Origin of the sequence: Priestia filamentosa, assembly GCF_900177535.1 — a bacterium.
In the GTDB taxonomy this organism is placed as follows: domain Bacteria; phylum Bacillota; class Bacilli; order Bacillales; family Bacillaceae_H; genus Bacillus_I; species Bacillus_I filamentosa.
This window is the reverse complement of record NZ_FXAJ01000007.1, coordinates 145,038-169,795: the sequence shown is the minus strand read 5'-3', so window position 1 is coordinate 169,795 and position 24,758 is coordinate 145,038. Positions and strand designations below refer to the sequence as shown.

At 34.8% G+C, this 24,758-nt stretch carries 30 protein-coding genes; 19 read left to right on the top strand and 11 right to left on the bottom strand.

The window, feature by feature from the left end:
* Nucleotides 1–355 precede the first annotated feature (355 nt).
* Nucleotides 356–1,591: a Bcr/CflA family efflux MFS transporter gene (locus B9N79_RS21130; protein ID WP_019393418.1), complete on the bottom strand. Its 1,236-nt coding sequence runs from the start codon at nt 1,589–1,591 to the stop codon at nt 356–358.
* Nucleotides 1,592–1,831: 240 nt separating this feature from the next.
* On the opposite strand from B9N79_RS21130, the gene rpsN reads away from it, so the two are divergent.
* From rpsN to B9N79_RS21115, 3 genes are all read left to right on the top strand, one after another.
* Nucleotides 1,832–2,101: a 30S ribosomal protein S14 gene (gene rpsN / locus B9N79_RS21125; protein WP_040058093.1), complete on the top strand. Its 270-nt coding sequence runs from the start codon at nt 1,832–1,834 to the stop codon at nt 2,099–2,101.
* Nucleotides 2,102–2,204: 103 nt separating this feature from the next.
* Entirely contained in the window at nt 2,205–2,945 is a 741-nt protein-coding gene (locus tag B9N79_RS21120; protein ID WP_040058092.1) for an SDR family oxidoreductase, read from the top strand.
* A gap of 79 nt (nt 2,946–3,024) precedes the next feature.
* Nucleotides 3,025–3,498, top strand: coding sequence for a DUF1643 domain-containing protein (locus tag B9N79_RS21115; protein WP_048896747.1), 474 nt, complete (start codon nt 3,025–3,027; stop codon nt 3,496–3,498).
* Nucleotides 3,499–3,525: 27 nt separating this feature from the next.
* Here the strand turns inward: B9N79_RS21115 and B9N79_RS21110 are convergent, their stop codons facing one another.
* Both B9N79_RS21110 and B9N79_RS21105 read right to left on the bottom strand, forming a co-directional pair.
* Nucleotides 3,526–4,383, bottom strand: a complete 858-nt coding sequence (locus tag B9N79_RS21110) for a LysR family transcriptional regulator (protein WP_019393422.1) — start codon at nt 4,381–4,383, stop codon at nt 3,526–3,528.
* A 245-nt stretch (nt 4,384–4,628) separates the two neighbouring features.
* Nucleotides 4,629–5,135: a DinB family protein gene (locus tag B9N79_RS21105; protein WP_040058090.1), complete on the bottom strand. Its 507-nt coding sequence runs from the start codon at nt 5,133–5,135 to the stop codon at nt 4,629–4,631.
* Between the two features lie 258 nt (nt 5,136–5,393).
* Here B9N79_RS21105 and B9N79_RS21100 point away from each other — a divergent pair, with 258 nt between their 5' ends.
* Genes B9N79_RS21100 through B9N79_RS21085 form a run of 4 tightly spaced genes read left to right on the top strand, consistent with a single transcriptional unit; the run spans nt 5,394 to nt 7,465 of the window.
* On the top strand, nt 5,394–5,699 hold the full coding sequence (locus tag B9N79_RS21100) for an antibiotic biosynthesis monooxygenase family protein (protein ID WP_040058089.1): 306 nt from the start codon (nt 5,394–5,396) through the stop codon (nt 5,697–5,699).
* Entirely contained in the window at nt 5,696–6,046 is a 351-nt protein-coding gene (locus B9N79_RS21095; protein ID WP_040058088.1) for a hypothetical protein, read from the top strand. Before B9N79_RS21100 ends, B9N79_RS21095 begins: the two co-directional genes overlap by 4 nt.
* 11 nt (nt 6,047–6,057) lie before the next feature.
* A complete protein-coding gene (locus B9N79_RS21090) occupies nt 6,058–6,720 on the top strand; it encodes a cobalamin B12-binding domain-containing protein (RefSeq protein WP_046217012.1) in 663 nt (220 codons plus the stop codon).
* Entirely contained in the window at nt 6,710–7,465 is a 756-nt protein-coding gene (locus tag B9N79_RS21085) for an STAS domain-containing protein (RefSeq protein ID WP_040058086.1), read from the top strand. The genes B9N79_RS21090 and B9N79_RS21085 overlap by 11 nt, the downstream gene beginning before the upstream one ends.
* Before the next feature lie 21 nt (nt 7,466–7,486).
* Here B9N79_RS21085 and B9N79_RS21080 read toward each other — a convergent pair whose 3' ends face one another.
* Nucleotides 7,487–7,687 (bottom strand): hypothetical protein, encoded by a 201-nt coding sequence (locus tag B9N79_RS21080; RefSeq protein WP_019393428.1) that lies wholly within the window; start codon nt 7,685–7,687, stop codon nt 7,487–7,489.
* Nucleotides 7,688–7,864: 177 nt separating this feature from the next.
* On the opposite strand from B9N79_RS21080, the gene B9N79_RS26255 reads away from it, so the two are divergent.
* The 3 genes from B9N79_RS26255 (at nt 7,865) to B9N79_RS21070 (ending at nt 10,299) form a co-directional block, all read left to right on the top strand.
* Nucleotides 7,865–8,035, top strand: coding sequence for a hypothetical protein (locus B9N79_RS26255; protein WP_019393429.1), 171 nt, complete (start codon nt 7,865–7,867; stop codon nt 8,033–8,035).
* A gap of 171 nt (nt 8,036–8,206) precedes the next feature.
* Nucleotides 8,207–9,076, top strand: coding sequence for an ABC transporter ATP-binding protein (locus tag B9N79_RS21075; protein WP_040058085.1), 870 nt, complete (start codon nt 8,207–8,209; stop codon nt 9,074–9,076).
* Nucleotides 9,076–10,299, top strand: coding sequence for an ABC transporter permease (locus tag B9N79_RS21070; RefSeq protein WP_040058084.1), 1,224 nt, complete (start codon nt 9,076–9,078; stop codon nt 10,297–10,299). The genes B9N79_RS21075 and B9N79_RS21070 overlap by 1 nt, the downstream gene beginning before the upstream one ends.
* 54 nt (nt 10,300–10,353) lie before the next feature.
* Here the strand turns inward: B9N79_RS21070 and B9N79_RS21065 are convergent, their stop codons facing one another.
* Entirely contained in the window at nt 10,354–10,806 is a 453-nt protein-coding gene (locus B9N79_RS21065; RefSeq protein WP_019393432.1) for an Rrf2 family transcriptional regulator, read from the bottom strand.
* 181 nt (nt 10,807–10,987) lie between these two features.
* Here B9N79_RS21065 and B9N79_RS21060 point away from each other — a divergent pair, with 181 nt between their 5' ends.
* Nucleotides 10,988–11,626: an NAD(P)-dependent oxidoreductase gene (locus tag B9N79_RS21060; RefSeq protein ID WP_040058083.1), complete on the top strand. Its 639-nt coding sequence runs from the start codon at nt 10,988–10,990 to the stop codon at nt 11,624–11,626.
* An 80-nt stretch (nt 11,627–11,706) separates the two neighbouring features.
* On the opposite strand, the gene B9N79_RS21055 is transcribed toward B9N79_RS21060, so the two are convergent.
* Nucleotides 11,707–12,960, bottom strand: a complete 1,254-nt coding sequence (locus B9N79_RS21055) for a cytochrome P450 family protein (RefSeq protein WP_040058467.1) — start codon at nt 12,958–12,960, stop codon at nt 11,707–11,709.
* 263 nt (nt 12,961–13,223) lie between these two features.
* Between B9N79_RS21055 and B9N79_RS21050 the strand changes: the two genes are divergently transcribed.
* Nucleotides 13,224–14,135: a TetR/AcrR family transcriptional regulator gene (locus B9N79_RS21050; protein WP_040058082.1), complete on the top strand. Its 912-nt coding sequence runs from the start codon at nt 13,224–13,226 to the stop codon at nt 14,133–14,135.
* Nucleotides 14,136–14,251: 116 nt separating this feature from the next.
* Here the strand turns inward: B9N79_RS21050 and B9N79_RS21045 are convergent, their stop codons facing one another.
* The gene (locus B9N79_RS21045) at nt 14,252–15,478 is read right to left on the bottom strand and encodes an MFS transporter (RefSeq protein ID WP_040058081.1); all 1,227 of its coding nucleotides are present in this window, start codon (nt 15,476–15,478) and stop codon (nt 14,252–14,254) included.
* 102 nt (nt 15,479–15,580) lie between these two features.
* On the opposite strand from B9N79_RS21045, the gene B9N79_RS21040 reads away from it, so the two are divergent.
* Together B9N79_RS21040 and B9N79_RS21035 are read left to right on the top strand one after the other, a co-directional pair.
* Nucleotides 15,581–15,946, top strand: a complete 366-nt coding sequence (locus B9N79_RS21040; RefSeq protein WP_040058080.1) for a nuclear transport factor 2 family protein — start codon at nt 15,581–15,583, stop codon at nt 15,944–15,946.
* A 115-nt stretch (nt 15,947–16,061) separates the two neighbouring features.
* Entirely contained in the window at nt 16,062–16,388 is a 327-nt protein-coding gene (locus B9N79_RS21035) for an antibiotic biosynthesis monooxygenase family protein (RefSeq protein WP_040058079.1), read from the top strand.
* 254 nt (nt 16,389–16,642) lie between these two features.
* Here B9N79_RS21035 and B9N79_RS21030 read toward each other — a convergent pair whose 3' ends face one another.
* On the bottom strand, nt 16,643–17,401 hold the full coding sequence (locus B9N79_RS21030) for a DUF998 domain-containing protein (protein ID WP_040058078.1): 759 nt from the start codon (nt 17,399–17,401) through the stop codon (nt 16,643–16,645).
* A gap of 427 nt (nt 17,402–17,828) precedes the next feature.
* Here B9N79_RS21030 and B9N79_RS21025 point away from each other — a divergent pair, with 427 nt between their 5' ends.
* A complete protein-coding gene (locus B9N79_RS21025; RefSeq protein ID WP_040058077.1) occupies nt 17,829–18,368 on the top strand; it encodes a GNAT family N-acetyltransferase in 540 nt (179 codons plus the stop codon).
* Between the two features lie 338 nt (nt 18,369–18,706).
* On the opposite strand, the gene B9N79_RS21020 is transcribed toward B9N79_RS21025, so the two are convergent.
* A complete protein-coding gene (locus tag B9N79_RS21020; protein WP_040058076.1) occupies nt 18,707–19,120 on the bottom strand; it encodes an Lrp/AsnC family transcriptional regulator in 414 nt (137 codons plus the stop codon).
* A 118-nt stretch (nt 19,121–19,238) separates the two neighbouring features.
* Between B9N79_RS21020 and B9N79_RS21015 the strand changes: the two genes are divergently transcribed.
* The gene (locus B9N79_RS21015) at nt 19,239–20,000 is read left to right on the top strand and encodes an MBL fold metallo-hydrolase (RefSeq protein WP_040058075.1); all 762 of its coding nucleotides are present in this window, start codon (nt 19,239–19,241) and stop codon (nt 19,998–20,000) included.
* Between the two features lie 188 nt (nt 20,001–20,188).
* Here B9N79_RS21015 and B9N79_RS21010 read toward each other — a convergent pair whose 3' ends face one another.
* On the bottom strand, nt 20,189–20,731 hold the full coding sequence (locus B9N79_RS21010; protein WP_040058074.1) for a GNAT family N-acetyltransferase: 543 nt from the start codon (nt 20,729–20,731) through the stop codon (nt 20,189–20,191).
* A 360-nt stretch (nt 20,732–21,091) separates the two neighbouring features.
* On the opposite strand from B9N79_RS21010, the gene B9N79_RS21000 reads away from it, so the two are divergent.
* Together B9N79_RS21000 and B9N79_RS20995 are read left to right on the top strand one after the other, a co-directional pair.
* A complete protein-coding gene (locus B9N79_RS21000; protein ID WP_019393446.1) occupies nt 21,092–21,274 on the top strand; it encodes a YolD-like family protein in 183 nt (60 codons plus the stop codon).
* An 85-nt stretch (nt 21,275–21,359) separates the two neighbouring features.
* A complete protein-coding gene (locus B9N79_RS20995; RefSeq protein WP_019393447.1) occupies nt 21,360–21,503 on the top strand; it encodes an FbpB family small basic protein in 144 nt (47 codons plus the stop codon).
* A gap of 102 nt (nt 21,504–21,605) precedes the next feature.
* On the opposite strand, the gene B9N79_RS20990 is transcribed toward B9N79_RS20995, so the two are convergent.
* Nucleotides 21,606–22,487 carry a LysR family transcriptional regulator gene (locus B9N79_RS20990; RefSeq protein ID WP_019393448.1) on the bottom strand — a complete coding sequence of 294 codons (882 nt, stop codon included), beginning with the start codon at nt 22,485–22,487 and terminating at the stop codon, nt 21,606–21,608.
* A gap of 514 nt (nt 22,488–23,001) precedes the next feature.
* Here B9N79_RS20990 and B9N79_RS20985 point away from each other — a divergent pair.
* Complete coding sequence (locus B9N79_RS20985; protein WP_040058073.1) at nt 23,002–24,627, top strand: PucR family transcriptional regulator; 1,626 nt, start codon at nt 23,002–23,004, stop codon at nt 24,625–24,627.
* The last annotated feature ends 131 nt before the right edge of the window (nt 24,628–24,758 follow it).

Below are 24,758 nucleotides of genomic sequence, written 5' to 3'. Positions count from 1 at the left end.
GGATTCCTCCAATTTTAATCTCTACTATGCACAAAGGAAGTATAGCACAAGAAAGGGCATTGAAGCTAGTAGCATTGAACGATAAGAAGGGAATGTATGAAGGAAGAAAAGAAAGGTACCTCATTTTTTTCTCTTTTAAGCATCATTGCACAGCATAAGAAGGAGATGAGGAAACATTTTATAGGATGTTAAATAAGTTGAAAGAACGATTAATCTTTCAAGAGAAAGGGAAAAATCAACGACTTCAATGTCTAATGTTATTGAATAAGTAACAAAAATACATATTTAATTAAACTATGTTCTAAAAGAATAATGTAAAATAAAAATAAAAGCTGGACAAATTGCCCAGCTTTTATTAGCTTGTAACAGAATATTTTGCTATGTTCTCTTCTAAACGTTCACCTTTACGCGCAATTTGGAAAAATGAAAAGAGCGCAATGATAGTAGAAATGAAAATAATCGCTCCCATTGGGATTGCAGTACTTTCATCAAGACCAACGAGCGGAGCAACGCAAGCTCCAATAAATAAAGGCATCATCCCCAGAAGGGCACTAGCACTTCCTGCACGATGTCCTTGTTTATTAATAGCAAGTGAAAAGGACGTTGTTGTAATCATCCCCATTGTAATCATATACACAAAGATAGACCCAACAATCATAAACAATGGACCTTTTACAATGGTCATAATCAGTAGTACGGTTGTTGCGACAGATGCAATAAGCAAAGCAGTGCGAAGAATCGTTTGTTCACGAATCTTTCCGGCACAGCGTCCAACAATAAATGTACCCATAATAATGGCTATACCATTCACGCCAAAAAGTAAGCTAAATGTTTGTGGAGAAACGTTATAAATGCCTTGATATACAAAAGGAGTTCCTGATACATAAGCAAAGCTTCCTCCGTGAGCAAAACCAAGCGTTAGAGCATATCCGATAAACGAACGCTCTCTTGATAAACTGCCAAACGTTTGGAAAGTTTTCTTTAGCGATGTTTTTGTGCGTTTTTCAACAGGTAAACTTTCTTTTAATCTCCAAGATGTGAAGCTTACAATAATTAATCCAAGTAAACTTAAAAAGAAGAAAATAAAATTCCAGTGAGCGTTAGGGAGTAATAAAATAGCTCCACCTGCAACAGGAGCAAGCATTGGCGCCATTGCATTCATTACCATTAAAAGGGCAAAGAATTTTGTTAAATCAGGACCGCTAAATACATCACGAACAACGGCACGAGACGCAACAATTCCACCTGCAGCTGTAAAACCTTGAAGAAAACGTCCAATGATTAACACAACAATGTTTGGAGCGAAGGCGCAAAGAAGAGAAGCTAAAATAAATAAGATAATAGAAACAACCATGGGTCTTTTGCGCCCAAGCGCATCGCTAATTGGTCCAACAACGAGCTGTCCGACTGCAAGCCCGATCAGACAGGTTGTTAGGCTCAATTGAACAAGAGATGCATTTGTATCCAAGTCCTTCACAATGTCAGGAAAGCTTGGAAGATACATATCGATGTTAAGAGGGCCGAGTATTGCTAATAAGCTAAGTAAAGCCGCTAATGCAAAGCGTTCTTTACCTGTAGGGTTTTGTGTCATTGCGTAAACAACCTTTCTAATAGACTATTAATTTGTTTTCCGCTAAAAAACAGATAATCCAATTCTACATGACAGATGCCTCACTGTCTAATGGATATGACCCATTTTGAAAACTAGAAATGATGTTTTGCAGATGATGCGAATAAGTTGATTTTTTGAAATGGATAAGTTACACTAATGGAGTTAAATCGTAATGATTACGCTTTAAGTAGAGTATTTTATTTTTGAAAGGAGAATATTATGGCTAAAAAATCAAAAGTAGTAAAAGAACTAAAGCGTCAAGAAATGGTTGAGAAATACGCAGAGCTTCGCAAAGAACTAAAAGAAAAAGGGGATTATGAGGCTCTTAAGAAGCTTCCTCGTGATTCTTCGCCAACTCGTCTGAACAATCGATGCCAAGTAACAGGAAGACCTCGTGGATACTTGCGCAAATTTAAAATGTCACGCATTGCATTTAGAGAGCTTGCTTATAAAGGTCAGGTTCCTGGTGTTAAGAAATCAAGCTGGTAAAAGAGAGCTATTAAAGCTCTCTTTTATTTTAATTGAAAAATAGATTACGTTAAGATAATAAAGGGAAAGAAAAAGAAAAGAAATACATAGGAGGAATAAAAAGATGAATTTACAAGGAAAAGTAGCGATTATTACAGGCGCAAGCAGTGGTATTGGAGAAGCAATTGCTCTACAGCTTGCTGAACAAGGAGTTCAAGTTGTTTTATCCGCTCGTCGTGTAGAACGGTTAGAGAATTTAGCTCGTAAAATTGAAGAAAAAAGCAATGCTCTTGTTGTGCAAGCTGATGTAACGAAAAAAGAAGAAGTCGAAAATGTGGTGACAAAAGCTCAAGAAGCGTTTGGGCGAATTGACTTTCTCATTAATAACGCAGGGGTTATGTATCGTTCATTCTTAAAAAACGATCAGGTGGAAGAATGGGAGAAAATGATTGATGTTAATATTAAAGGTGTCCTATATGGGATTCATGCTGTGCTTCCGAAGTTGATTGAACAAGGAAGCGGTCATATTGTTAACGTTTCTTCTGTAGCAGGGCATGAAATATCACGTTCAAACGTTGTGTACGGGGCAACAAAATATGCCGTGCGGGCGCTATCAATGGGGATGGAGAAAGAACTAGCAAAAACAGGCGTACGCGTTACAAACGTTTCGCCAGGCATGGTTGAAACGGAACTATCAGGCCATACAACAGATGAAGAAGTATTAGAAATAAGTAGAAACCATCAAAGTGCTGTCAATCCATTAGAACCAGGGGACATTGCAAGAGCCGTTACTTTCGCTTTATCACAGCCAGAAAATGTGAATGTAAACGAAGTAACTGTTCGACCAATGCATCATAAACAATAGTTACCTTCTCCTAGTCCAAGCGACTAGGAGTTTTTTTGTGGTAAACTGATTTCAAGAAAATGAGCAAAGGAGTTAGACAATGATTACAGGCGCAAACTTAGATGAAACAAGAGTGTACCGTTATTCCCTTTGGCGTATTTGGGACGAAACGAAGCCAAGGGTTGTCTTTATTATGCTTAATCCAATTACAGAAGGAGAAACAAAAGATAATCCCACTGTTAGAAGATGTATTGCATTTGCAAAGGAATGGGGATATGGCTCTCTTGAAGTTGTCAACTTATTCTCCTACCGAGCAAGCACACCTGAAATGCTGAAAAAAGCAAAGGAACCTGTTGGGGCAAGTAACGAACAATTTTTGCTGCAAGCTGCTAATCGAGCAGAGCGTATTGTTCTTGCATGGGGAATACATGGGGCTTTTTTGAAGCAAAATGAAAAAGTCCTAACCCTTTTAAAATCTTATCCTCTTTACGCGCTTGGGGTTACAAAAGAGCGCCATCCAAGACATCCGCTTTTCATGAAGAAGTCCGCTAAACCTTTCCTATATAATTCATAGAAAAAAAGCACGAGAAATTCGTGCTTTTTAAGAGAGAAATTCAGCTTCAATTGACTTTGTAAAAGCATCAAATGCTTTTGTGATTAATCCGTCTTTTCGATAAATAAAAATGGTTTGAAAGGAAGAAGCAGAAAGCTCATGATAGTGAAGATATCCATCATTTCGATGATAGTCTGCAAGAGATTTAGTTAATACAGAGAACCCGAGCCCTGCTTTTACACAGCTAATAATTGCTTCTAATGTGTTAAATTCCATCGTTCTTGCAGGTCTAATTCCATTTCCATTTAGCCATTCATGAATACGAGCGTGGTGAACATAGTTTGGGCGAGTTAAAAGAGTTTGATGACTTGGATTTGTTTCATTAAAAGGTTCTTCACTGTTTGTAATGATAACGAGCTTTTCATTTAATACAGGAAGAGTTTCAACTTCAATATGATGCACAGGACCTACAACAAAAGAGCCGTCAAGTTCGTGAGAAAGAACGCTTTCAACTAAGTTTTCGGTTGAATCAACTTGCAGAGAAAGATGAACATCAGGATATTGCATGCTAAACGTTGTCAAAAGTGGGGGAAGGTGCACAAGAGCCGTTGTTTCATTAGCTCCAATTGTTAAATGACCTGCTGGACTGTCTCCTTCTTTTAATAACGTTTCCGTTTCTTCTACAAGCCGCAAAATTTCTTCTCCTTTTTTTAGAAGAAGTCTTCCTTTTGAAGTGAGCGTAATTCCTTTTGAGTGACGATAAAATAGTGTAGCCCCTAGAGACTGTTCTAATTTCTTCATCCGAGTAGTAATATTCGACTGAACGTAACAAAGCTTTTCAGCTGTTTTTGTGACGTTACCTTCTTCAGCAAGCGTTTTAAAAATAAGTAAGTCTTTAAATTCCATTTGTTGTTGGACTCCCATCAAAAAAAATGATGACTTTTTTTAATTTTAATCATTTTATTTTATTACATATTTATAATAAGATAAAGATGTCAAACAAAACAAGCAAAAAAGTCAAATTACAACTCTTTTTTACAATGTAACAAAGCGGTAGCAAGACTTTCCCTTATTTTGTTTAACCCTCTTTACTCTTGTAAAGAATTTCCCCTTATAGAAAAAGGCATTCACGGCGGTGAATGCCTTTTTCTTTATGTTCTTTTATACATTTGACGGAGTTTGTTGATATGTGCTTGATGATAACGATTATGATCTGCCATATGCCAAAGTCCCCATCTAATGGTGGCTTTTTCTCCTTTTTCATATGAAACAACCTTTGTTAAATTTTCATCTTTTAACGTAACACAAACTTCCTTTAATTTTTGGTGAACAGCGTCTAGTTGTTGAAGAAGAAAGGAGAGAGAAGATCCTTCAGCAGAGGGGAGATTCCCTTTTTCATCTAACTCAGGTCCGTACTCTTTCTCTAGCTCTGGAGGAATAGAAGTACATTTCAATCTATACACCCACCTTAAATCAACATATGCAATATGTTTTAAAAGCTCTGCAATACTATTTTCATTATGCTCTTTTCCTTTGAAATGAATTTCAACTTCGCTTGCATCTTCGATACTTTCTTTAAGACGGCAGACATTTTCTGAGACTGTGCTATAGAGGATGCCTGTAATGATATCCATATTAGGTGTTGATAAATCCTTCACTTTGCGTGCTCCTTTCTTTTCGCAGTTCTAGAGAGAATTTTACCCATTCGACAAAAAAAGCAGGACTTTCATTTTTTATTAGAAGATTATTATAATTTAAATTTACAAAGGTGAGAACCTTTATAAAATACAAAATTCTTGTTAAATCCTATTCACCATTATGAGTAAAACCGACTATCGTTTTCAAAAGGGGATAGAGTTTGTTAAAATAATATGTATGCAGTTCTTTATTTAACCGAATAAAGGTGGGGAGAAAATATGTACACCGTTCACTCAACAGTAGTAGTGCCAGAAGATAAAATAGATGAAGTTATTCATATCTATCAAAATCGCTCCAAATTAGTTGATGAGTTTGAGGGGTTTGTTTCCTTCCAACTGTTACAAAATGAACAGCACCCAGCAGAATTAACGGTTGAAATATGTTGGGAATCTAAAGAAGATTACCTTCAATATATAACAAGCAAAGAGTATAAAAAAGTGCATGAACTTGAAAAAAACTATCCAGATCAAAATCTTGCTTCTATCCGCCCAAAAGTAAGCAGATATAGACAGGTAGCAACATGAATAGTGCTATAGCAAACAAGATCGTTACGGAAGTTACAGAAGAGATTTATACTGAGTATCCAGAACTTCTTCAAAAGTTTGGAGAAGCGGGCAAACAGAAATGCCAAGAGGACAATGAACATCATTTGAACCAGCTTCGCGCTGCCATTCATCACGATAACGTGAAAATGTTTATTGACTACGCAGAATGGCTGAACGGTATTTTAACATCTCGAGGGATGAAAACCGATCATTTAATCGATAATTTTGAACGACTTATTAAACAGTTTAAAAAGCAGAAAAATGAAGGGGTACAAAAGCATATTGCCTTTTTGCAAAAGGCAATAGAAAGGCTAGAAAATAAATGAGGTGATGTTTCTTGCCTGAAAAATATATTGAGCTTTCTTCATTGTTGCTATCAGGAAGTCAAGAAGAAGCATGGAAGCTTCTTTCTGAGATAAAGAATTCCGGGCAGGATAGTCTATACATTTATGAAGAGCTTGTGGCAAAAGCGATGGCACACATTGGATACTTGTGGGAAAAAAATGAAGTAACCGTTGCAGATGAGCACCTAGCTACGTCAACGTGTGAATTTATTTTAGCAAGATATCAGTGGGAAAAGCTTAGGGAACAAGAGGTTCCGCCTAAAAACCAAAAAGCCATGTTTTTATGTCTCCAGCATGAACAACATCATCTTGGCTTAAAAATGGCCTGTAATCTCTTTGAAGAAAGTGGCTGGGAAACTCGTTTTATGGGCCCAAATCTTCCGCTTGAGTATGCAACAACAGCAGCAAAAGAATGGAAACCAGATGTGATTTCCCTTTCATTTTCAATTATTTATCATGCAGAACAGCTAAGAGAATATATTGAAGAACTTGAAAGTCTGCCAAATAGTCCAATCGTTATTGTCGGGGGACGGCTTATTTCACAGTATTCTTTTGCTTCACATACGTCTGAGCGAACTGTACTTATCAGTAGTCTAGCAGAAACTCAGAATTGGATAAATCACTATCCACAAGGAGTGGAAACAAGTGTCAGTTAGTCAATATTTACCGCATCCGTATTTCCATGTGAAGCATGATTTCACAATTTTATCTCAATCAGCACAAAGCAACGATGTTTTTCCACATGCAGATAACTTTTTGGAACTTGTGGACTCGGGAAGTAAAAGTAAGGCATTGTCTATTCTAAGCGAGTTTAATAGAATGGCAACATGTGAGCTTACAATGCGCACGCTTTATTCACCATACGCTCTCATGGATGTATCCATTCATTGGCACGCTGGAGAAGGGCATGTGCTTTGTATTGAAAAAGATACACGCCTTACTGAATTAGAACGTTTAGTCTCACAGCACAGAGCTCGACTTGCTGAAACAAATATGGAGCTTTTAGATAAAAAAGAAGAACTTGAGCAAGCTCTAACAAAAGTGAAAAAGCTAAGCTCCCCGCTCATTGAAATTACGAAAAAAGAAGCGCTTGTGCCTCTTTTTGGTGATTTGGATAACGAGCTTATCGAACATAATGAAACACCACTACTTGCTAAGATTTTTGAGAAAGAGTATGATGTTATTTACTTTGATTTTAGCGGCGTTGGAGGGATTACAGACGACGGTGTGTCCAAGTTTGTTGACCTCCTTCACGAACTAGATTTGATGGGTGTTGTACCTAGCGTCGTAGCTATTAAGCCTAAGCATGCCATGCATTTAAACAAAACATCCATTAATATGAAAATTGAATTCCAAAACAGTTTAAGTAAAGTGTTAAAAAAGTCGAACTGTGCCACATAAACCAAAAAGCAGGAAGCATATTTAAAGCTTCCTGCTTTTTGGTTTATGTGAATTTTTCTTGGCTTTCTTTATCATTAAACCACCCATGATGGTGAACAGAAGGGAAACAATCACACCGTTTTTACTCTGCTGTGCTATAAGGAAGTAAAGGGCGGAGATTGCCATAATAATGGTAAAAAGAATTGACATAATAAGTTCGTTTTTCGAAGGCTTGTTTTTCATTATAAATCCGTCCTTTTTTTGTATGATCATTTGTCCTTACATTAGTCTTTTCCCTATTTTATAGGGGGATGAAACATTAGCAAGAAAAGAACGTTAAAAGGTGACTGGAAATAATGGTTATTATTGTATGGAAAGAAGGGAAAAGTTTGTTATCGTAGAATAAAGAAGGAGATATACATGAAAGAACCTTTCAACGATGTTGAAGATCATTTGGATAAAGTGACAGGAAATCCATACAAAGGAAGTCATAAAAACACTCCAAAAAGCATTAAAATGATTGGGTACGTTATAATTGCCTTTTTTGTTGTGTTATTTATTACAACGATTATTGGCATCTTTTTAAATTAGTAAGAAAGCTAGGGAGAACTCCTTACTGCTAGGGAAAATGGAAAAGGTTTGAAACCTTTTTAGAAGTTGTTCGTATAAAAAAGTAAAGGAGGGATAAAGGAAAAGTTAGATTGCATGTTATTAAAAAATAGTAAACTAAAAACATGTTAATTAAAAAAGAGAGGTGCAAATATGACGTTAGTAGTTGAAGGATTAAGCAAACGCTTTGGGTCTAATCAGGCAGTAAACAATCTTTCCTTTACATTACCACGCGGTGAGATTCTTGGTTTGCTTGGTCGTAATGGAGCAGGAAAAACAACGACATTAAAAATGATGCTTGATCTTATTCCAAAAAACGGAGGAAGCGTACATTGGGAAGGGAAAACCTTTTCTAAACGGAACGTAACCTTTGGATATCTTCCAGAAGAACGAGGACTGTATCCAAAAGCAAAAGTGAGCGAGCAGCTACTATATTTTGCAGAGCTTGAAGGGATGAAACGAAAGCAGGCAAAAGAAAAGATTAAAGAATGGCTTGAACGCTTTGAAATTTCTCACTATCACAACAGTACAGCAGGGGAGCTTTCAAAAGGAAATCAGCAAAAAGTTCAGATTATCGCAACCGTCCTACATAATCCAGATATTATCATTTTAGACGAACCATTTAGCGGTCTTGATCCTGTAAACGCTGATTTACTATCACGCATCATTCAAGAAGAGGTACATAAAGGTAAAACATTTATTTTGTCTTCTCACCGGATGGATAAGGTTGAACAGTTTTGTCAGCATATTATTATGATGAAAGCTGGAAATCCAGTTGTACAAGGAACAGTAAAAGAAATTAAAGAAAGTTATGGCTATCGTTATCTTCGTGTCTTGCCAGAGATTGATCAACCTCTTTCTAGTGAGTGGGAGAAAAATGGCTTGTATTATGAGCAAAAAGTAAAAAGTGATGAAGAAGGATTAGCACTACTGCAAGAGGTAAAAGCAAGTGGGACCGCTATTCGAGAATTTACACTTCTTGAGCCAACCCTTCATGAAGTGTTTGTGGAGAAGGTGAGATAATGGGGAATTTCGGGAAAGTACTTGGCTTTCATTTAAAAGAGCAGTTTGGGAAAAAAGGGTTTTGGATTGGAATTATTATTCCTTTTATAGCGATAATTGGTTTTTTTGGGTTTACACATTTTAAAAGTGATGGAGAGAAAGACACAATTGCCATCGTAAATAAAGGTACAAACTATCAAGTATCAGATAATGCAATGTTAGGTAGCTTAAAAGAAGATTACAAGTTTAAATTTTTAGAAGGTAATCAAGTTAGTAAAGCAGAGCAAGGTGTAAAAGATGGAGATTATGAAGCTCTTTATATTATTGAAGAACAATCAGGAAAGCCCGTTCTTGAACAGCGCTACGAATTCACACCACCAGCTTCAGTTACAACGGTGTTACAAGGCACTCTTCAACAGCAGTACAGTGCAAAGGTTTCAACTGAACAAGGCATTTCTGGCGATGTGTTAAAAGAGCTGCAGACGCCAATTACTATTAAAGACACGGTATTAGATTCAGATACAGATGATAAACCAACAGGGGTTGTCTGGGTATTTGTTTTCACAATGTATATGTTTATCCTTTTGTATGGAATAGGTATTGCGAATGGAATTGTTGGTGAAAAAAGCAGCCGCGTAATGGAAATTATGATTACAAAAGTAAAACCTATTACAATGATGTACGGAAAAATTATCTCCAATATGCTTATAGGTCTGGCGAATATTCTCGTTATCCTAGGTTCGTTCCTAATTGTTAAGTCACTGGGATGGGCAGATACTTTAGCCTTAGATTTTATTGATGTAAGCGGCTTTACTGTTTCGATTACTCTTCTGTTTATCTTGTTCTTCTTAATTGGATTTATGTTAAATGGAATGATTTATGCAGCATTAGGGTCACTTGCATCACGTTCAGAAGACATTGGAAACTTCACTTCTCCCCTAATGATGATTTCATTTGCAAACTTCTTTTTAGGAATGATGACAATGGGAGATCCGACGGCTAGTTATATTACAATTTGTTCATACATTCCTGTTCTTACACCAACCCTTATGTTTAGTCGTTATTTAATGGGAAGTGCAGCTGGATGGGAACTTGCTTTAGGAATTGTCATTATTATCGTCACAACACTTCTTATAAGTATTGTTGCGAATCGTTTATACAAACGAGGCGTTATGAAATATAGTGAGAAGATGTCTTGGAAGCAAGTATTTGGGATGATGAAAAAAGAAAGTGTTAAAGGATAAAAGGTTTTAAAAAAAGCCGGAAGATAGCTTAGCTATCTTCCGGCTTTTTTATATTTAGCATGTTGTATTTGTGCTCTCTGTTTCGGCCTTTTGTTTAATATCCTTTACAACATCTTCAATGGTTACATTTTCGAGCGATTTTTCAAGTGCTAACTGTGCAGCTGTGAAGATCGGCATCACTGTTTCTTGAATATTTTTTCCAACAGGGCATTCTGGATTTGGATTGCCATGTATGCTAAATAGCTCATTTTCTTGCACAACGTTTACCGCCTTATACACATCAAGAAGCGTAATAGCAGATAGCTCTTTGGCAAGCTCTGCTCCAGCAACTCCAGGGCGAACATTCACTAATCCTGCATTTTTTAACATCCCCATAATCTTACGAATAACAACTGAGTTTGTATTGACACTTTTGGCAATCCATTCAGAGGAATTAACGTTTTCTTTGTTTAGTTCTAAAAGAGATAATATATGAATTCCGACAGAGAATCGGCTGCTTATAGACATGTCAGTCACCTTCCTTGCACATATTCTAGCCATTTGATAGAAGTTACAAGCATTATTATACACGAAAAGAAAGAAAGGATAGAAGGGAGTGACTTTTCTATTGACAAAAACCCCACTTGTAATTATTATTGTTACATGTAATTTAAATAGTTACAAGTTTATTTTTTTAGGAGGAATAAAGATGAGAATTGGTATTATTGGAGCAAGCGGTAAAGCAGGGAACTTAATTTTGAAAGAAGCGGTAGATCGAGATCATGAAGTAACAGCGATTGTAAGAAATGCAGGAAAGATAGAAAATAAAGAAGTAGACGTTCTAGAAAAAAATATTTTCGACTTAAAGAAAGAAGATCTTCAAAAATTTAATGTTGTAGTAAATGCTTTCAACGCACCACATGGAGAAGAACAGCAGCATATTGAAGCAGGCCGAGTATTAATAGAAGCCCTAAAAGGAACAGATACAAGAGTACTTGTGGTTGGGGGAGCAGGCAGTCTTTATGTTGATAAGGAAGAAAAAACGCGCTTATTTGACACTCCTGATTTTCCTGAAGCATATCTTCCAACAGCTACAAATATGGGGAAAAGCTTAGAGGAATTTAAAAAGACTGAAGATGTAAAATGGACACACCTTAGTCCAGCTGCTTTTTTTGATCCAGCAGGAAAGAGAACTGGTGAGTACAAAACAGGTGGAGAGCAGCTTATCCTAAACAATAAAGGAGAAAGCTATATCAGCTATGAGGACTATGCCATTGCAGTTGTTGATGAAATTGAAAATCCAAAACATATAAAGCAACGCTTCTCTGTTGTAGGAGAAGCTCAATAAAAAAAGAAAAAGCACCCTTTGTTAGCAAGGGTGCTTTTTCATAAATCTCTAGCTAAAGTATCTTTCTTGCGCCATTTTGATTAAAAAGCAACAGGAAGGGAGGATAATCCTTGTGAACTTAAAGTGAACTCCCAGTTAACGTTTCCTCGAGGAACGCTGAGTCGTAGATTAGGCATACGTTTTAAAAGAGTAGAAAATGCAACGTCTCCTTCTATACGAGCTAATGGTGCACCTAAGCATGAATGAATGCCATGTCCAAAAGCAAGATGTTGTTTAATTTCACGTGTAATATCGAGGTCTTCTGAATCTGCAAATTTGAGTTCATCCCGGTTTGCTGATTTTAATATCGGAATAACCATGTCTCCTTTAGACATCTGCTGGCCAGCAAATTCAATATCTTCAGTAGCAAAGCGAGGTCCTGCTATTGTGGCAGGTCCGTTAAAACGAAGCAATTCCTCTACAGCTGAGGGAACTAAATCAGCATTCTCTTTAAGTTTTTCAAGCTGCTCTGGACGATCTAATAATATTAACGTCCCGTTTGCGATTAGGTTTGAAGTTGTTTCATGTCCAGCAAAAATTAATAGAGAAATCATTGAAAGAAGTTCTTCTATGCTAAGTTTATCTCCCTCTTCTTCAATTGCAATCAGCTGGCTAATGAGATCATCGCTAGGATGGTGACGCTTGTCTTCCACAAGCTTTGCGATGTATTCACCAAAAGCTTTTATTTGTTCTGCAACTCCTGGTTCTTTTCTTCCTAGTCCTAAACCATGCGCAATGGCTGAAGACCATTTGTGAATTTTTCCTTGATCTGATTGAGGTACGCCAAGCATGTCAGAAATCACGTTAATTGGTAACGGATAAGCATAGTCTTTCACAATATCCATTTCACCCTTATTTATAACTTGATCAAGCAACTCATCAGCAATTTTCTGAACGCGGGGACGCAAACTTTCCATATAACGTGGTGTAAAAGCTTTTGATACAAGTCTACGCAATCGTTTATGATCAGGGTTATCAACGGAAAGCATTGATTTTCCGGTTAAAAAGGTAGGTGGAGCAGAGGCATCACTGTTACCTTTCCGAATATCTACTTGGCCTTCGATTGTACTTTGATCTACAGTGAAGTGAGTGTGATCTTTTAATAGCTGCATAGCTTCTTCCATACGCGTAACCAACCATGCTTGCTGATTTGTGCCAGGCAGTGGAGATGAAATAGAGATAACAGGTCCTATTTCTCGAAGTTGTGCGAATAAAGGAAATGGATCTTCACCATTCTTGCCACTAAGTAAGCCTAATACTTCTTTTTCAGGTAAACGTTGATTTGAATTCTCCATCATAATCTTCCTTTCATAGAGCATCCTCTAGCAGTGCTCCTTGTTTTTCTACATGCTTTTTTGTAATCTCTTTATAATAAAAACTAAAAATTTTTAATTTTAATTATACCATTAGTTCATTTTTGTACTACTGGTATATTTATTGTACTACAAGTATATAATTATTTTTATCCATTCATCAAGAGATAAGAAAAATTCTATAATGTAAAAGCTACATGAGATATATTAAATAGAAGAGCAAGTATGAATAAAGGAGTTATAAGATGAACAAGAAACAACAAGACATTTTAGAAGAAGCGCACAAGCTTTTTATAGAAAAAGGATATCTTGATACTTCCATCCAAGATATTCTAGAACGAAGTGATATTTCAAAAGGAACATTTTATAAATATTTTTCATCTAAAAGTGAACTTTTATTATCATTGCTGTCTACTTTACAAGAAACAATGATTGTACAACGTGAAAAATTAGCGGATGAATATACCGATAGTGATTGTCATATGTTTGAGAAGCAAATGATTTTTATGATGGATTTTATAGCGGAAAATAACATATCTAAGATTATTGAAACAACATTAGTCTTGAACGAAAAAAAGATTTTTCATTATATAGAAGAACTGAAAATCTCAACTTTAAATTGGATATATAAACGATTTCAACAAATCTTCCCCCAAGGAAAACATTCCGAATTATTTGATGGAGCTGTGTTATTTGATGGGATGCTTAACAATGTTCTTAGAACAAATAAAATCTTAAACACTTCTTTAACAATTGAACATGCTGTTCGTTATTGCATGGAACATACTAAAAAAATGATAGAAACAGGAATTGGGAATAGGGAACCCCTGTTTAGTGAAAAGGTAATCACTTCTTTATTTGAAGAGCGAAGGGATGAGCATTCTTCAACTGAATTTATCCGTGTAACATCAGCATTGAAACGTTTTGTGAAGAACAATGTTGGGGATGAAACGAAACAAAAAGAGTGTTTGGAGATTATTACCTTTATTTATGATGAAGTATTGGAGGATAACGCTTCTCCTCGTAAATTTATCATTAGCAGTTCTCTTTCCTCATTGGAACAGATTGAGCCTGTTACAGGTAGTCGTGAGCTGGAAGAATATAAGAGAGGATTAAATCGATTCATCGGAAATTCAGCAACTAAAGAGGAGCATTAGAGAATTGAATGTAGCGTTTTTTTATGAAATTAATATGGCCAAAACTTCTCTAAACAGGAGAAGTTTTTGGCTTCATTTGTATATAGTTTAATTAGAGTCCTTATTAAAGAACGTCCCTAACAATCTAACTCTTTCTTTACATTAGTACGGTTCGATTGAAACAAAAAGTGAGAAAATCCGTATATAACAGATGCTAATAACAAGATACCTGCTACTATATACACGAAACGGATACTAAACATTTCAGAGATTAGACCTGTTCCTATAATAGCTAAGAGAAAAATGAACTGTACGAGTGTTGATCGTGCTGCCATTATTTTTGTTAAAGTATGCCCATCAGCAGCATTTTGAAAAATTGTTTCTTGGCATAAATCTCTGAGAATATAGGAGGGATCCATAGAGAGAACTAGGATAAGGGCGAGAGTGGGGCTAGATACAACCCCGTACGAAAGGGTGAGAAATCCAAATGAACTAGCTCCTAATAGCATGAGAAGCATCAAGTTCTTATTTAGCTTAATAGACATGCGATATATAAGGAATCCACCAATCATACTTCCTAGATAGTACGCTCCATTAATATATCCCCACCATGTTTCTCCTTTATGCAAAGCTTCTTGTACAAATGCTAAGGATATAGCCCCTATCCATATCACCCCTGCCCAAGACTCTATTAAGTCCATAATAATGAGCACTCTTATCTTTTTATCGGTAAAAAGATATTGCCATCCATTAAATAAACTAGAAGTGAATGACTCCTGTTTAAGGGTATAAGGACTTTTATAGACGGTTCCTATACATAAGAGGGAGATCATCGAAATAAGGATTAAAGATAATGTAAACACTAATGTAGATTCTTTTCCTAAAAAGGCTAATAGAAATCCACCAAATGACCAGCCAATGAATTGAAATGTTTGATCAACTGTAGATAATAAGCTATTAGCTTTTATTCTACTTTCAGATGGTACAATAACTCTAATCATCGTTGTTTTCAAGGGGGAGAACCAGCCATTAAAGAATGAAACAACCCCAATGATTGAAAAGGTTAGGAAAATTAGAGCTGGTGAATCCTTTTCAGTCAATAAAAACAATAAAATTAGTAAGAAAGTAAACTGCATAATTTGTGACAGCAAAAGAAGAGGCTGAAAGTGAAGTTTAGTAGAAAATAGAGGAAGCATAGTGCTTCCTAACATACGAGCAAGTATACTCACTAGTGTAACGAGAGATGTGAGAAATGTGGAATCGGTTAGATGATGAAGAAATAAGATAACTGTCATTGTATATAAAGAAAAGCCTAAGTTAGTTGTTACTTGACTAATTAAAACGGAATAATATGATTTGTTCATAACAGGAATCTCCTATTCTAGTATATAACCAATGGTCCCATTCTATTTTACTTCATGTGGTATTATTTTCTATATAATAGCTTGATGAAGGGGGAGTGTTTAATGAAAGAGATAGAACTAAAAGAACATCTTTATATTCTTGAAGAAAAATTGCTACAACCAGACGTGCGCAAATCTGTTGTAGAGTTAGAGGAGTTTTTAGCACATGATTTTGTGGAATTCGGAAGTTCTGGTCGTATTTTTAATAAAGAAATAACGATAGATAGACTTCCTAATGAAGAGACTGTAGGCGAAATGACAATAACAGACTTTGAGATTAAACTATTAGCACCCCACATTGTTTTAACTACCTTTAGATTACTTAAACATAGGTCTATGGAATATTCCCTACGCAGTTCTATTTGGAAGTTAACAGGTGAACAGTGGCAAATGCTCTTTCATCAAGGCACTTCTACAAAGGCACCTTAAGTTTTGATTAGCCATCACTATATAAATTCGTTTTGTATAAATATATTAGGATGCTCGATGATATTGAACTTTTCAATATCGAATGTACTTCAACTTTTCTAAGGGGGAAAAACATATGGTTGGCGCGGCTCGAAATATTGAACCACCTTATTTTGCAGTGATTTTTACTTCACAGCGGACTGAAGGAGATAAAGGATATGAAGTAATGTCTAATAAAATGGTCGAACTGGCTTCTAAGCAGAAAGGCTTCTTAGGGATAGAAAGCGCTAGAGATCGAGAGTTAGGGATTACAATCTCCTATTGGGATTCCCTAGAATCAATAAAATCTTGGAAAGAAAACTCCGCACATAAGGTAGCGCAAGATAAAGGGAAAAGGGAATGGTACAAAAATTTCTCGATTAGAGTTTGTAAAGTTGAAAGACATCGTTTTTTTGAGATGTAATGCTTTCTATATGAATCTATTATATATTTCAAAAATATCTTGCTCAATGGGCTTTGAAAGGGTTAAGTGAGTATTTGCATCCCCAATTTAATTCATAATTGCTCTAGAAGTGGCAACAGAAAGAGAGGAAAGAAAATTACGTATAATAGCTGATGTGTTTAATTATGGTTAAACACATCGGTAGATAAATGCTTATTATATATATCTTATATACCAAATGTTCATTGCATGAATTATAGAAATATAAGCAAGAATTATATTTTTCTAGAAGTATACTTAGAGGGCGTATCTTTTACGTTTATATGCTCTTTTCTCCAAAGAACAAGGGCTGTAGCAGCCATCCATAAATAAACGGATCCATATAGTATTCGCTGTAATAGTCCCCCAGGAAGCTCAGGAAATAAAGGAAGCAAAAGGATTAGAAGAAGTGAAATCGTGGTGACAGACGAACAGAAAAAAGTCCACAGTGCTAATTTCGGTCTTGCTTTCCGAATAGATATACCAATTATTAAGAGGGCGGGGATTTGAACAATCATTCCTGGAAAAGAAGAGAGTGTATGCCAAAGAAAATGAAGATCAGCGGGGACAATTCCGGAAATGCTATAGCTTATTCCAAAGGTGATAAGCAATGCAGTGGCAATCTTAGTTTTTTGCTTATGAGGCCAAAATTGATGTAGCCCAATGCTCCCTGTTAAAATGACAAGACCCGTAATGGTAAATGTCCAATTCATTAGCAAATGATAAGGAGAGCAGATTTCATAAGAAGCAAGAATGTACGTGTTCTTTCCACACGTTGTTACTCCAAGATCACTCATTGGTTGTTGAAAAAAACTGTAGGAAACAGTACTTGCCCTAATAACGATATATTCGGTGAGAAAATAAAAGACGAGAGATATCCAACATATAAACCCTACTTTTTTCAATACAACGTGTTGTTTTCGTGCAAAGAAAATCGTGCAGATTATAAGAATAAAGATTCCGGCCATTAAAAAATACGGTGCATAACTGTTCATTTCCTTCCTCCTTTAATGAAACTATTTACATAAATTGTATGAAGGTCAAGCGGTGTATATTTATTATATGGGGGATGTGTGAGAGAAGTAAGTGGTTTCAGACCGATAAAATAGTAAGACTGGGGTTGTATGTAGAATATAAAAAAAGATAATTTGTCTTCCCTTTATAGACATACTTACAAGCTTGCGTAATAAGAGGTGAAAGTTTCAATTGTAAAAAGGCCAGCCATAACTATATTTATAGCTTGTTTCGTGTTTATGGATGTAAGGATGATTATTCAATCCTCATATGTTTGAGAAGAGTCATGAATTACTGAGTTTTAATATTGTTTAAACGAAATAACACCAATTACTATAAAATGATGTTATATATAGTAATAGGGCTCGTTAATACCAAATAAACTTACAAATCGAAAAGGAGAAGTCCATGATTAAAGGAGAAAATATACATCTACGCCCATTTACCACTGATGATGCTCAATCATTGCTAGATTTGCAAAAAGAGAACCGCAATTTTTTTGAACAGTTTGCCATGACCCGCAGTGGTGACTTCTATACAATTGAAGGTCAAGTGAAAAGAATTAAAGAAGCTGCTGAACATGTAAAACAAGATCAAGACTATTATTTTGGTATCTTTGAAAATGGTGAGGACAAACTAGTAGGGACGATTAATCTTTTTCATATTATCCGAGGGTCATCTCAAAGTGCTGTTATTGGCTATTTTTTAGACGAAAAATATAACGGCAGAGGACTTACGACTGAGGCTACAAAGTTAATTGTAAATTATGCATTTGGCGAATTGAAGTTACATCGAATAGAAGCTGGAGTACAACCTCATAATATTGGTTCTATACGTGTACTAGAAAAAGCAGGCTTTCATAAAGAAGGAATTGCTAGACAAAACCTTAAGGTAAATGGAAAGTGGAGAGATCATCAAGTGTTAGCTATGATTAATCCAAAAGACTGATATCAATACATAAACGTACGCGATTGTTTACTGTTCTTATTTGCCTTTGTCTTATGGTAACTATTTCTTGGTTTTCTATGAATAGAGTTGTTGTTTCCGAGTCAAGATTGGAGACAACAACTTTATTAGTTTAATGGTAACTATTTATAAGACGTCTATTAAAATTCTTAATTATAATAAATAAATGTTAAGGTTATATTACATAAATGAAATTAACAGGCTCTATATAAATTTTTTAGACTATAGCTTATGTACTAAAGAAATCTTGATACCCCTTATTTCTTCGAGTGTACATTCACTTTCTCTTCTCAGTAAAAAATTCTGTAGTAATCAATACCCTATTGTTTATTAACAACAATTGATAATTTGTAGTTAACATGTTTGTTTAATTCGATAAGAAACTGATCTAATGATTCATTGGATGAGAATTTACATTCGAGAAGATAACAACCATCTCCGCTAATCTTATAATTATTAATCACATATTTTTCTTGCTTCTTTACAAAAGAGAGATATGGCTGATGATGAGTATCTTTAGTATAAATATTAATTAATGCATGAACAGAGTATCCCATTTTCACATCATTTACTTTGATGGTATATCCTTCAATCACACCGCTATCTTCTAATTTAGCTACTCTAGAAGCGGCTGCTTGTCCTGTCAAATGAACTTTCTCACCTAACTCTTTCATCTTGATGCGGCTGTTCTTAGATAGTTCTTCTAATATATGCATATCTGTATGATCTAACATGTATTCAAATCCTTTCAAAAATCAAGTGAAACGGCCAAAAGACTTGATTTTATCCCTGTATTCGCTATGTGTTCCTAGTATAAACTATCCGTATATTAAAAAAAAGGAGTTAGTAACCATGAATATTAAACACATTCGAAATGCAACATTAGTTGTAGAATATGCAAATAAAAAATTCTTAATTGATCCAATGTTAGCTGAGAAAGGAACATACCCTCCTTTCCCAAATTCTCCAAGACAAGACGAAAAGAATCCTTTAGTGAGCTTACCCACATCTGTTGACGATATTATAAATGGAATTGATGCCGTTATTTTGACTCACCTTCATTTAGATCACTTTGACGAAGCGGCTAAAGAAGTGCTGCCGAAAGACATTAAAGTGTTTGTGCAAAATGAAGAAGATGAGGAAGAAGTTAAAAATGCCGGTTTTCAAAATATAGAGGTGTTAACAGAGGATACAATTTTTGAAGGTATTGGATTAGTCAAAACAAAAGGCGAGCATGGAAGAGGAGAAATTTTAAAGCTTGCAGGTTTAGTATGTGGAGTTGTTTTCAAACATTCAAGTGAGAAAACATTATATGTAGCAGGAGATACAGTATGGTATGACGGGGTTCAAGAAGAGATTAGTAAGCATAACCCAGAAATCATCGTAGTCAACGGGGGCAATAATCAATTCTTTGAAGGTGGTTCTCTTGTTATGGGAAAAGCGGATATATATGAAGTATACAAAGCAGCATCGAACGCTCAAATTGTTGTCGTTCACATGGAAGCTGTCAACCACTGGGGATTGTCTCGTGAAGATTTACACACCTTTATTCAAGATAAAGATATGTCTTCTCGTATTGAAGTTCCAGAGGATGGAGAAGAATACATCTTTTAAGTAAAAGGGAAGAAGAAATAAAAATGTCAGTCCAAGCAAATGAAGAATTAGTTCGTCGTTTCTATGAAACAATTGAACAAGAAAATTATAGGGCATTGGAAGACTTTTTTCTCAATCCTTTTAAATAACAAGAAGACCCTTAACGTAAGGGTCTTCTTTATAAATTGATTAAAATAGGTTTGTTTCACTTAGGAAAAGAAGATAGACATATAAATTTCATCTACATATTCATTATGAAAATAGGCTTGTTCTTTCATAATACCTTCTTGTTCGAACCCAACTTTTTTATATAATTGATATGCTACCTCATTAGAAGCAAAAACGGTTAAGGATAGCTTATGAAGGTTATTTTCTATACACCAATTTAGTGTATAGTTCATAAATTGCTTGCCAATCCCCATTCCTTGTGCTTTGGAAATCAGCCATGTACGGAAGAGACCTGTATGACGCTTCATTTTAATTTCGCCTCTTAGAACACGAGCAATACCTAGCACTTCTCCTTCTACTTCAGCTACAACGTACATATGATTGTTCTGTTCTACTTCCGCAATGAAATTTTGCTCTTCTTGAATTGTACGTGGTTCATCTTTTTGAATAAATTCCCCAGCTTCAATAATTTCTCTGACTGCCGTTGTAATGTGCTCTGCATCACTTGCTTGCGCAGGACGAATAGTCACCTCACGTCCATCTTTTGCTTTAAATTTCACTATGTTTTTCTCAGCTGTAATCATCTATATCAACTCCTGTATTTCCAACTTTAGTAATGCTATTTCATATTCAGAGTGAGTAATTTCTTTTTCACTTTTTGGTCTAACAATCAAGCGGAATAAACCCTTTTTGAAATGCTTATTTTTACACAGACCTACTAGAAATGCAATTAAATACGCTGAAGAATCATTATTTAGAATTTTCTTTGTGTTTTTTACTTTCATAACTTATTTTTTAATTACTTCAGTCACAATGTAGAAAGAATTCTTAGAAAAAACTTACATACAGTCTAATGATAAAACAGGGTATTAAAAATATAATTTGTTTGAAGAGGTTGAAAATCAAAAGAATAGTGACTAATGCAACAAAAAGGAGAGATATAGATGTTTTTAAAAAAACTCACGAGCAAACATTCACTTACCGTTATTTATTGTAGAAATGGACTCTTACAAACGTGTAAAGGAAAGGTTCATCAGCTAGACTTGTCTCAACAAACCCTTTTTATAAAAGATAAAAATCAGCAAATCTATTCTATTTCTTTATTTGAAATAAAAGAAATTTGTTAATTTTTATCTTTATGAAGCTAATAAAATAAGTAAGCCTAAAGTTATGATTTCATAAGCATTTTCTATAAAACATAAGGAGACTGAGATGATAAATAGACAACTTAAAAATAAAAAGACGTTTAAAGAATTAGTAAAAGAAAACAGGGAGGCATTACTTCAAGATAAGCAAGCTTTGGAAAAGATTGAAAAGCGTATTGAAAAACGTTACGAGCTTTTAAATAAATATTAAGGACGTAATGATCGTGCTTTTCACTTCATTTAGTTATAAAAAATATAGTAATAATGTTAGGTTCCTTTCCTAAGAAGAATACAACTATTAATATCTGTAAAATCAAATATCTAAAAAATGATGTTTTTCTACCCACGAATAAACATACTTGATAAATGTTTTAGTTGCGGGAGAACTGTTGGGCTTAGCAGCGATACCGATAAGCCGAAAACAATCTTTCTCTAACTTAGCAACATGCACATTATCAGGAATATGAGTTAGCGTCATTTCTGGGCGGACACTAATACCTAAATTATTTTGGACCATCGCCATAATGGCTTGATCATCGGAAACTTCAAATTTCACCTTGGGCTTGATGTTATTTTCCCGGAAAATCTGACGTGTCTCATTATCCCAAGATTCTTTAGGCATGATGAGGGGTTCTCTTTCTATTTGCTCAAAAGAGATTTTATCTTGTCTAGAAAGAGGGTGCTCGTTTGACAGGATACAAACCATTTTATCTTTTTTCAATGGTCGAAATTCAAAAGACTTAGATGAAGGTGAAACAAGGAAACTACAATCAATTATGCCTGTTGAAATCCACTTTTCTAATGTAGAATAATCCCCTTCAAGTAATTTTATTTCAATACCCTCATAATCATCTTGAAACTCTTTTATGATATAGGGCAACCATTGAGTGGCAACACTAGTAAATGAGCCTACTCTTACTACTCCAACTTCTAATCCATTTATTGCTGCAGCTTCCTGCTTAATTGTATTATTTAAAATTAGAATATCACGAATATATGGAAGCATATGTTCACCATTATGTGTTAAATGAATACCTGACCGATTTCGAGTAATTAAAGAAAAGCCTAACTCATTTTCAAGACTCGTAATAGCGTGACTTATGCCAGGTTGTGTTAACTTTAATATCTCTGCAGCTTTTGTTAAACTACCGCATTGCACGATCGTGTAAAAGACTTCAAATCTACTTAAGGTCATGATATTCTCCTTTTATATAAGTTATTCTTATGTATTATATTATAAACATTCATTTTACTAATGTGAAATAGTCAAGTTATACTAGAAATAATTCATTGACTCTATAAGGGCTATTAACAATGAATGGATCAATTAAATAAATCAATATGTATTCCTTTTGAATAGAGATATAAAGCTTTATTGTTATTTTAAAATATAAATTGTAAGCGCTTTTAATTAAATTTAAGCTGTATAATTTATATTGATAAGCATCCTGTTTTAATAATGAAATTCTTTTATTTAAAGAGTTAGTGGGGTGTATTTAGAAAGTGTGTTAGAACATATGCCCTCTGTGTTGAATATGTATAGAAATTTATTAATATAATAAATATCTAAATCATATTAAATTCAAAATAGCTATAAAACATTTAGTCGTATGAACATGAAGAATAGTACAAGTTTAAAATTCTAAAAATTCATACAAGTTATACGAACTTATTCTATGTTTTGAGATATTAATCAAGGGGGGATTTCAATGAATTTTGAGGGGAAATTGTCGGTACAGGAAATTTTACAAACTCAACATTTTGAAGATGCAAAAGTAATAGGGGGAGAAGCTGGTATCCATCGACTTATTAGGTGGGTTCATGTTTTAGAAGTAACATCTATTCAAAACCTTTTACATGGTAATGAACTTATCCTTTCTACGGGAGTAGGGTGGAAAGAGGATCATAACTCCTTTTACTCGTTAGTTCAGCAATCTATTAATGCTAATGCTGCTGGACTGTGTATAGAACTAGGAACTTACATATCAAAAATTCCTCAAAAGATTATAGATTTAGCTAATTCCTATGATTTCCCAATCATCGTTTTCTTTAAAAAAGTAAAATTTATTGATATTACCCAAGAGGTTCATAGTTTATTAATCAAAAAACATTATCAAATACTTGAAGATTTAGAGGAGTATTCAAGCAATTTAAATCAATTACTTCTCTCTCCTGATCCCCATAAAAAGATTTTGGAATTTTTACATGGTTATTTAAAAGTAACTGTATTCTACATTTCTAATCAAGGTGAAATCCAAGTCATTCCTAGAAAAACCCCTATGGAACAAGAAAAAATACTTCAAGCTCTTCAAACAGGGGAAGTTACCTCAAATCTACATATTGCTCATCAATCTGTACAAGCTTTAGATCATACTTTTGCGGATTTATTTATTGTTTCAGAAAGAGAGGAAATTACCGAATTTGACTCTCTAATTCTAGATCGTAGTGCTATAGCATTAGCTCAAAGTCTTCTGCGTGAACTCTATATTGAAGAACAAAGAAAAACGGAAGAAGGGGAATGGGTTCGAACCTGGTTGGCGGGCAAAAATAGTGAAGAGCAAATCCATAAATATCTTTTAGAAATCGATCCTAACCTTAGACCGAACGGATGCACTGTCTTACTTTGCAAGGCAGAGAACCTAAATAAAGTAACTTCAGAATTTAATTATTTTAAATTATATACTCGTTCTATTTTCGAACGTAAAGGAATTTTTCTCTTAACACACATTGAGAAGGATACAATTATTTTTATTCTTCTTAACAATCGTAAGGATAACGATTTTAAATATAGAGTACAGGAAGTCATTGACCATTTAAAAGGATCTGAGTTTATCAAAAAACAGAAACTGTCCCACCTTGAGTTTAGCGTAGGAAAATTCGTGAATAATTTAGATTATGTTAAAAGTAGTTATCATACTGCAAAGGAAACAATGAGTCTGCGCGAGAAGATGCCAAACGAATTGCTTAATTACTTTTATGAAGACTTATACATTTTCCGCCTTGTTTTGGCAGCTAATAGTCAAGGGGTTCTGCATGAGTTTATTCATGATTATATAGGACCTGTTCTCCTACATGATCAACAAAATAATGGAGAATTATTAAAAACTTTAAAAGTATATTTGCAATGTAAAGGTGCAAAGAAAGAAACAGCTGAACAACTTCATATTGTTCGTCAAACACTTTACCACCGACTTGATCGGCTGTACGAATTAATTGGAAGAGATTTTATGGAACCTTATAAACGCCAAGCAATTGAAGCTTCTATTTCTGCCTATGAATATGCTTCTGCATCTAAGTTTTCATATGAATATATTTCTAAATTTAAATCTTCATAATTTGTAAAGAAACCCACGAACAGGGTTTCTTTTTTTATATGACAACATGTAAAAAAATTATAAATTATAAAGCTTATATTGCAGAAAAAACCGCCTGAATATTTTACACAGTGTCCAATGATAGAAGAGGT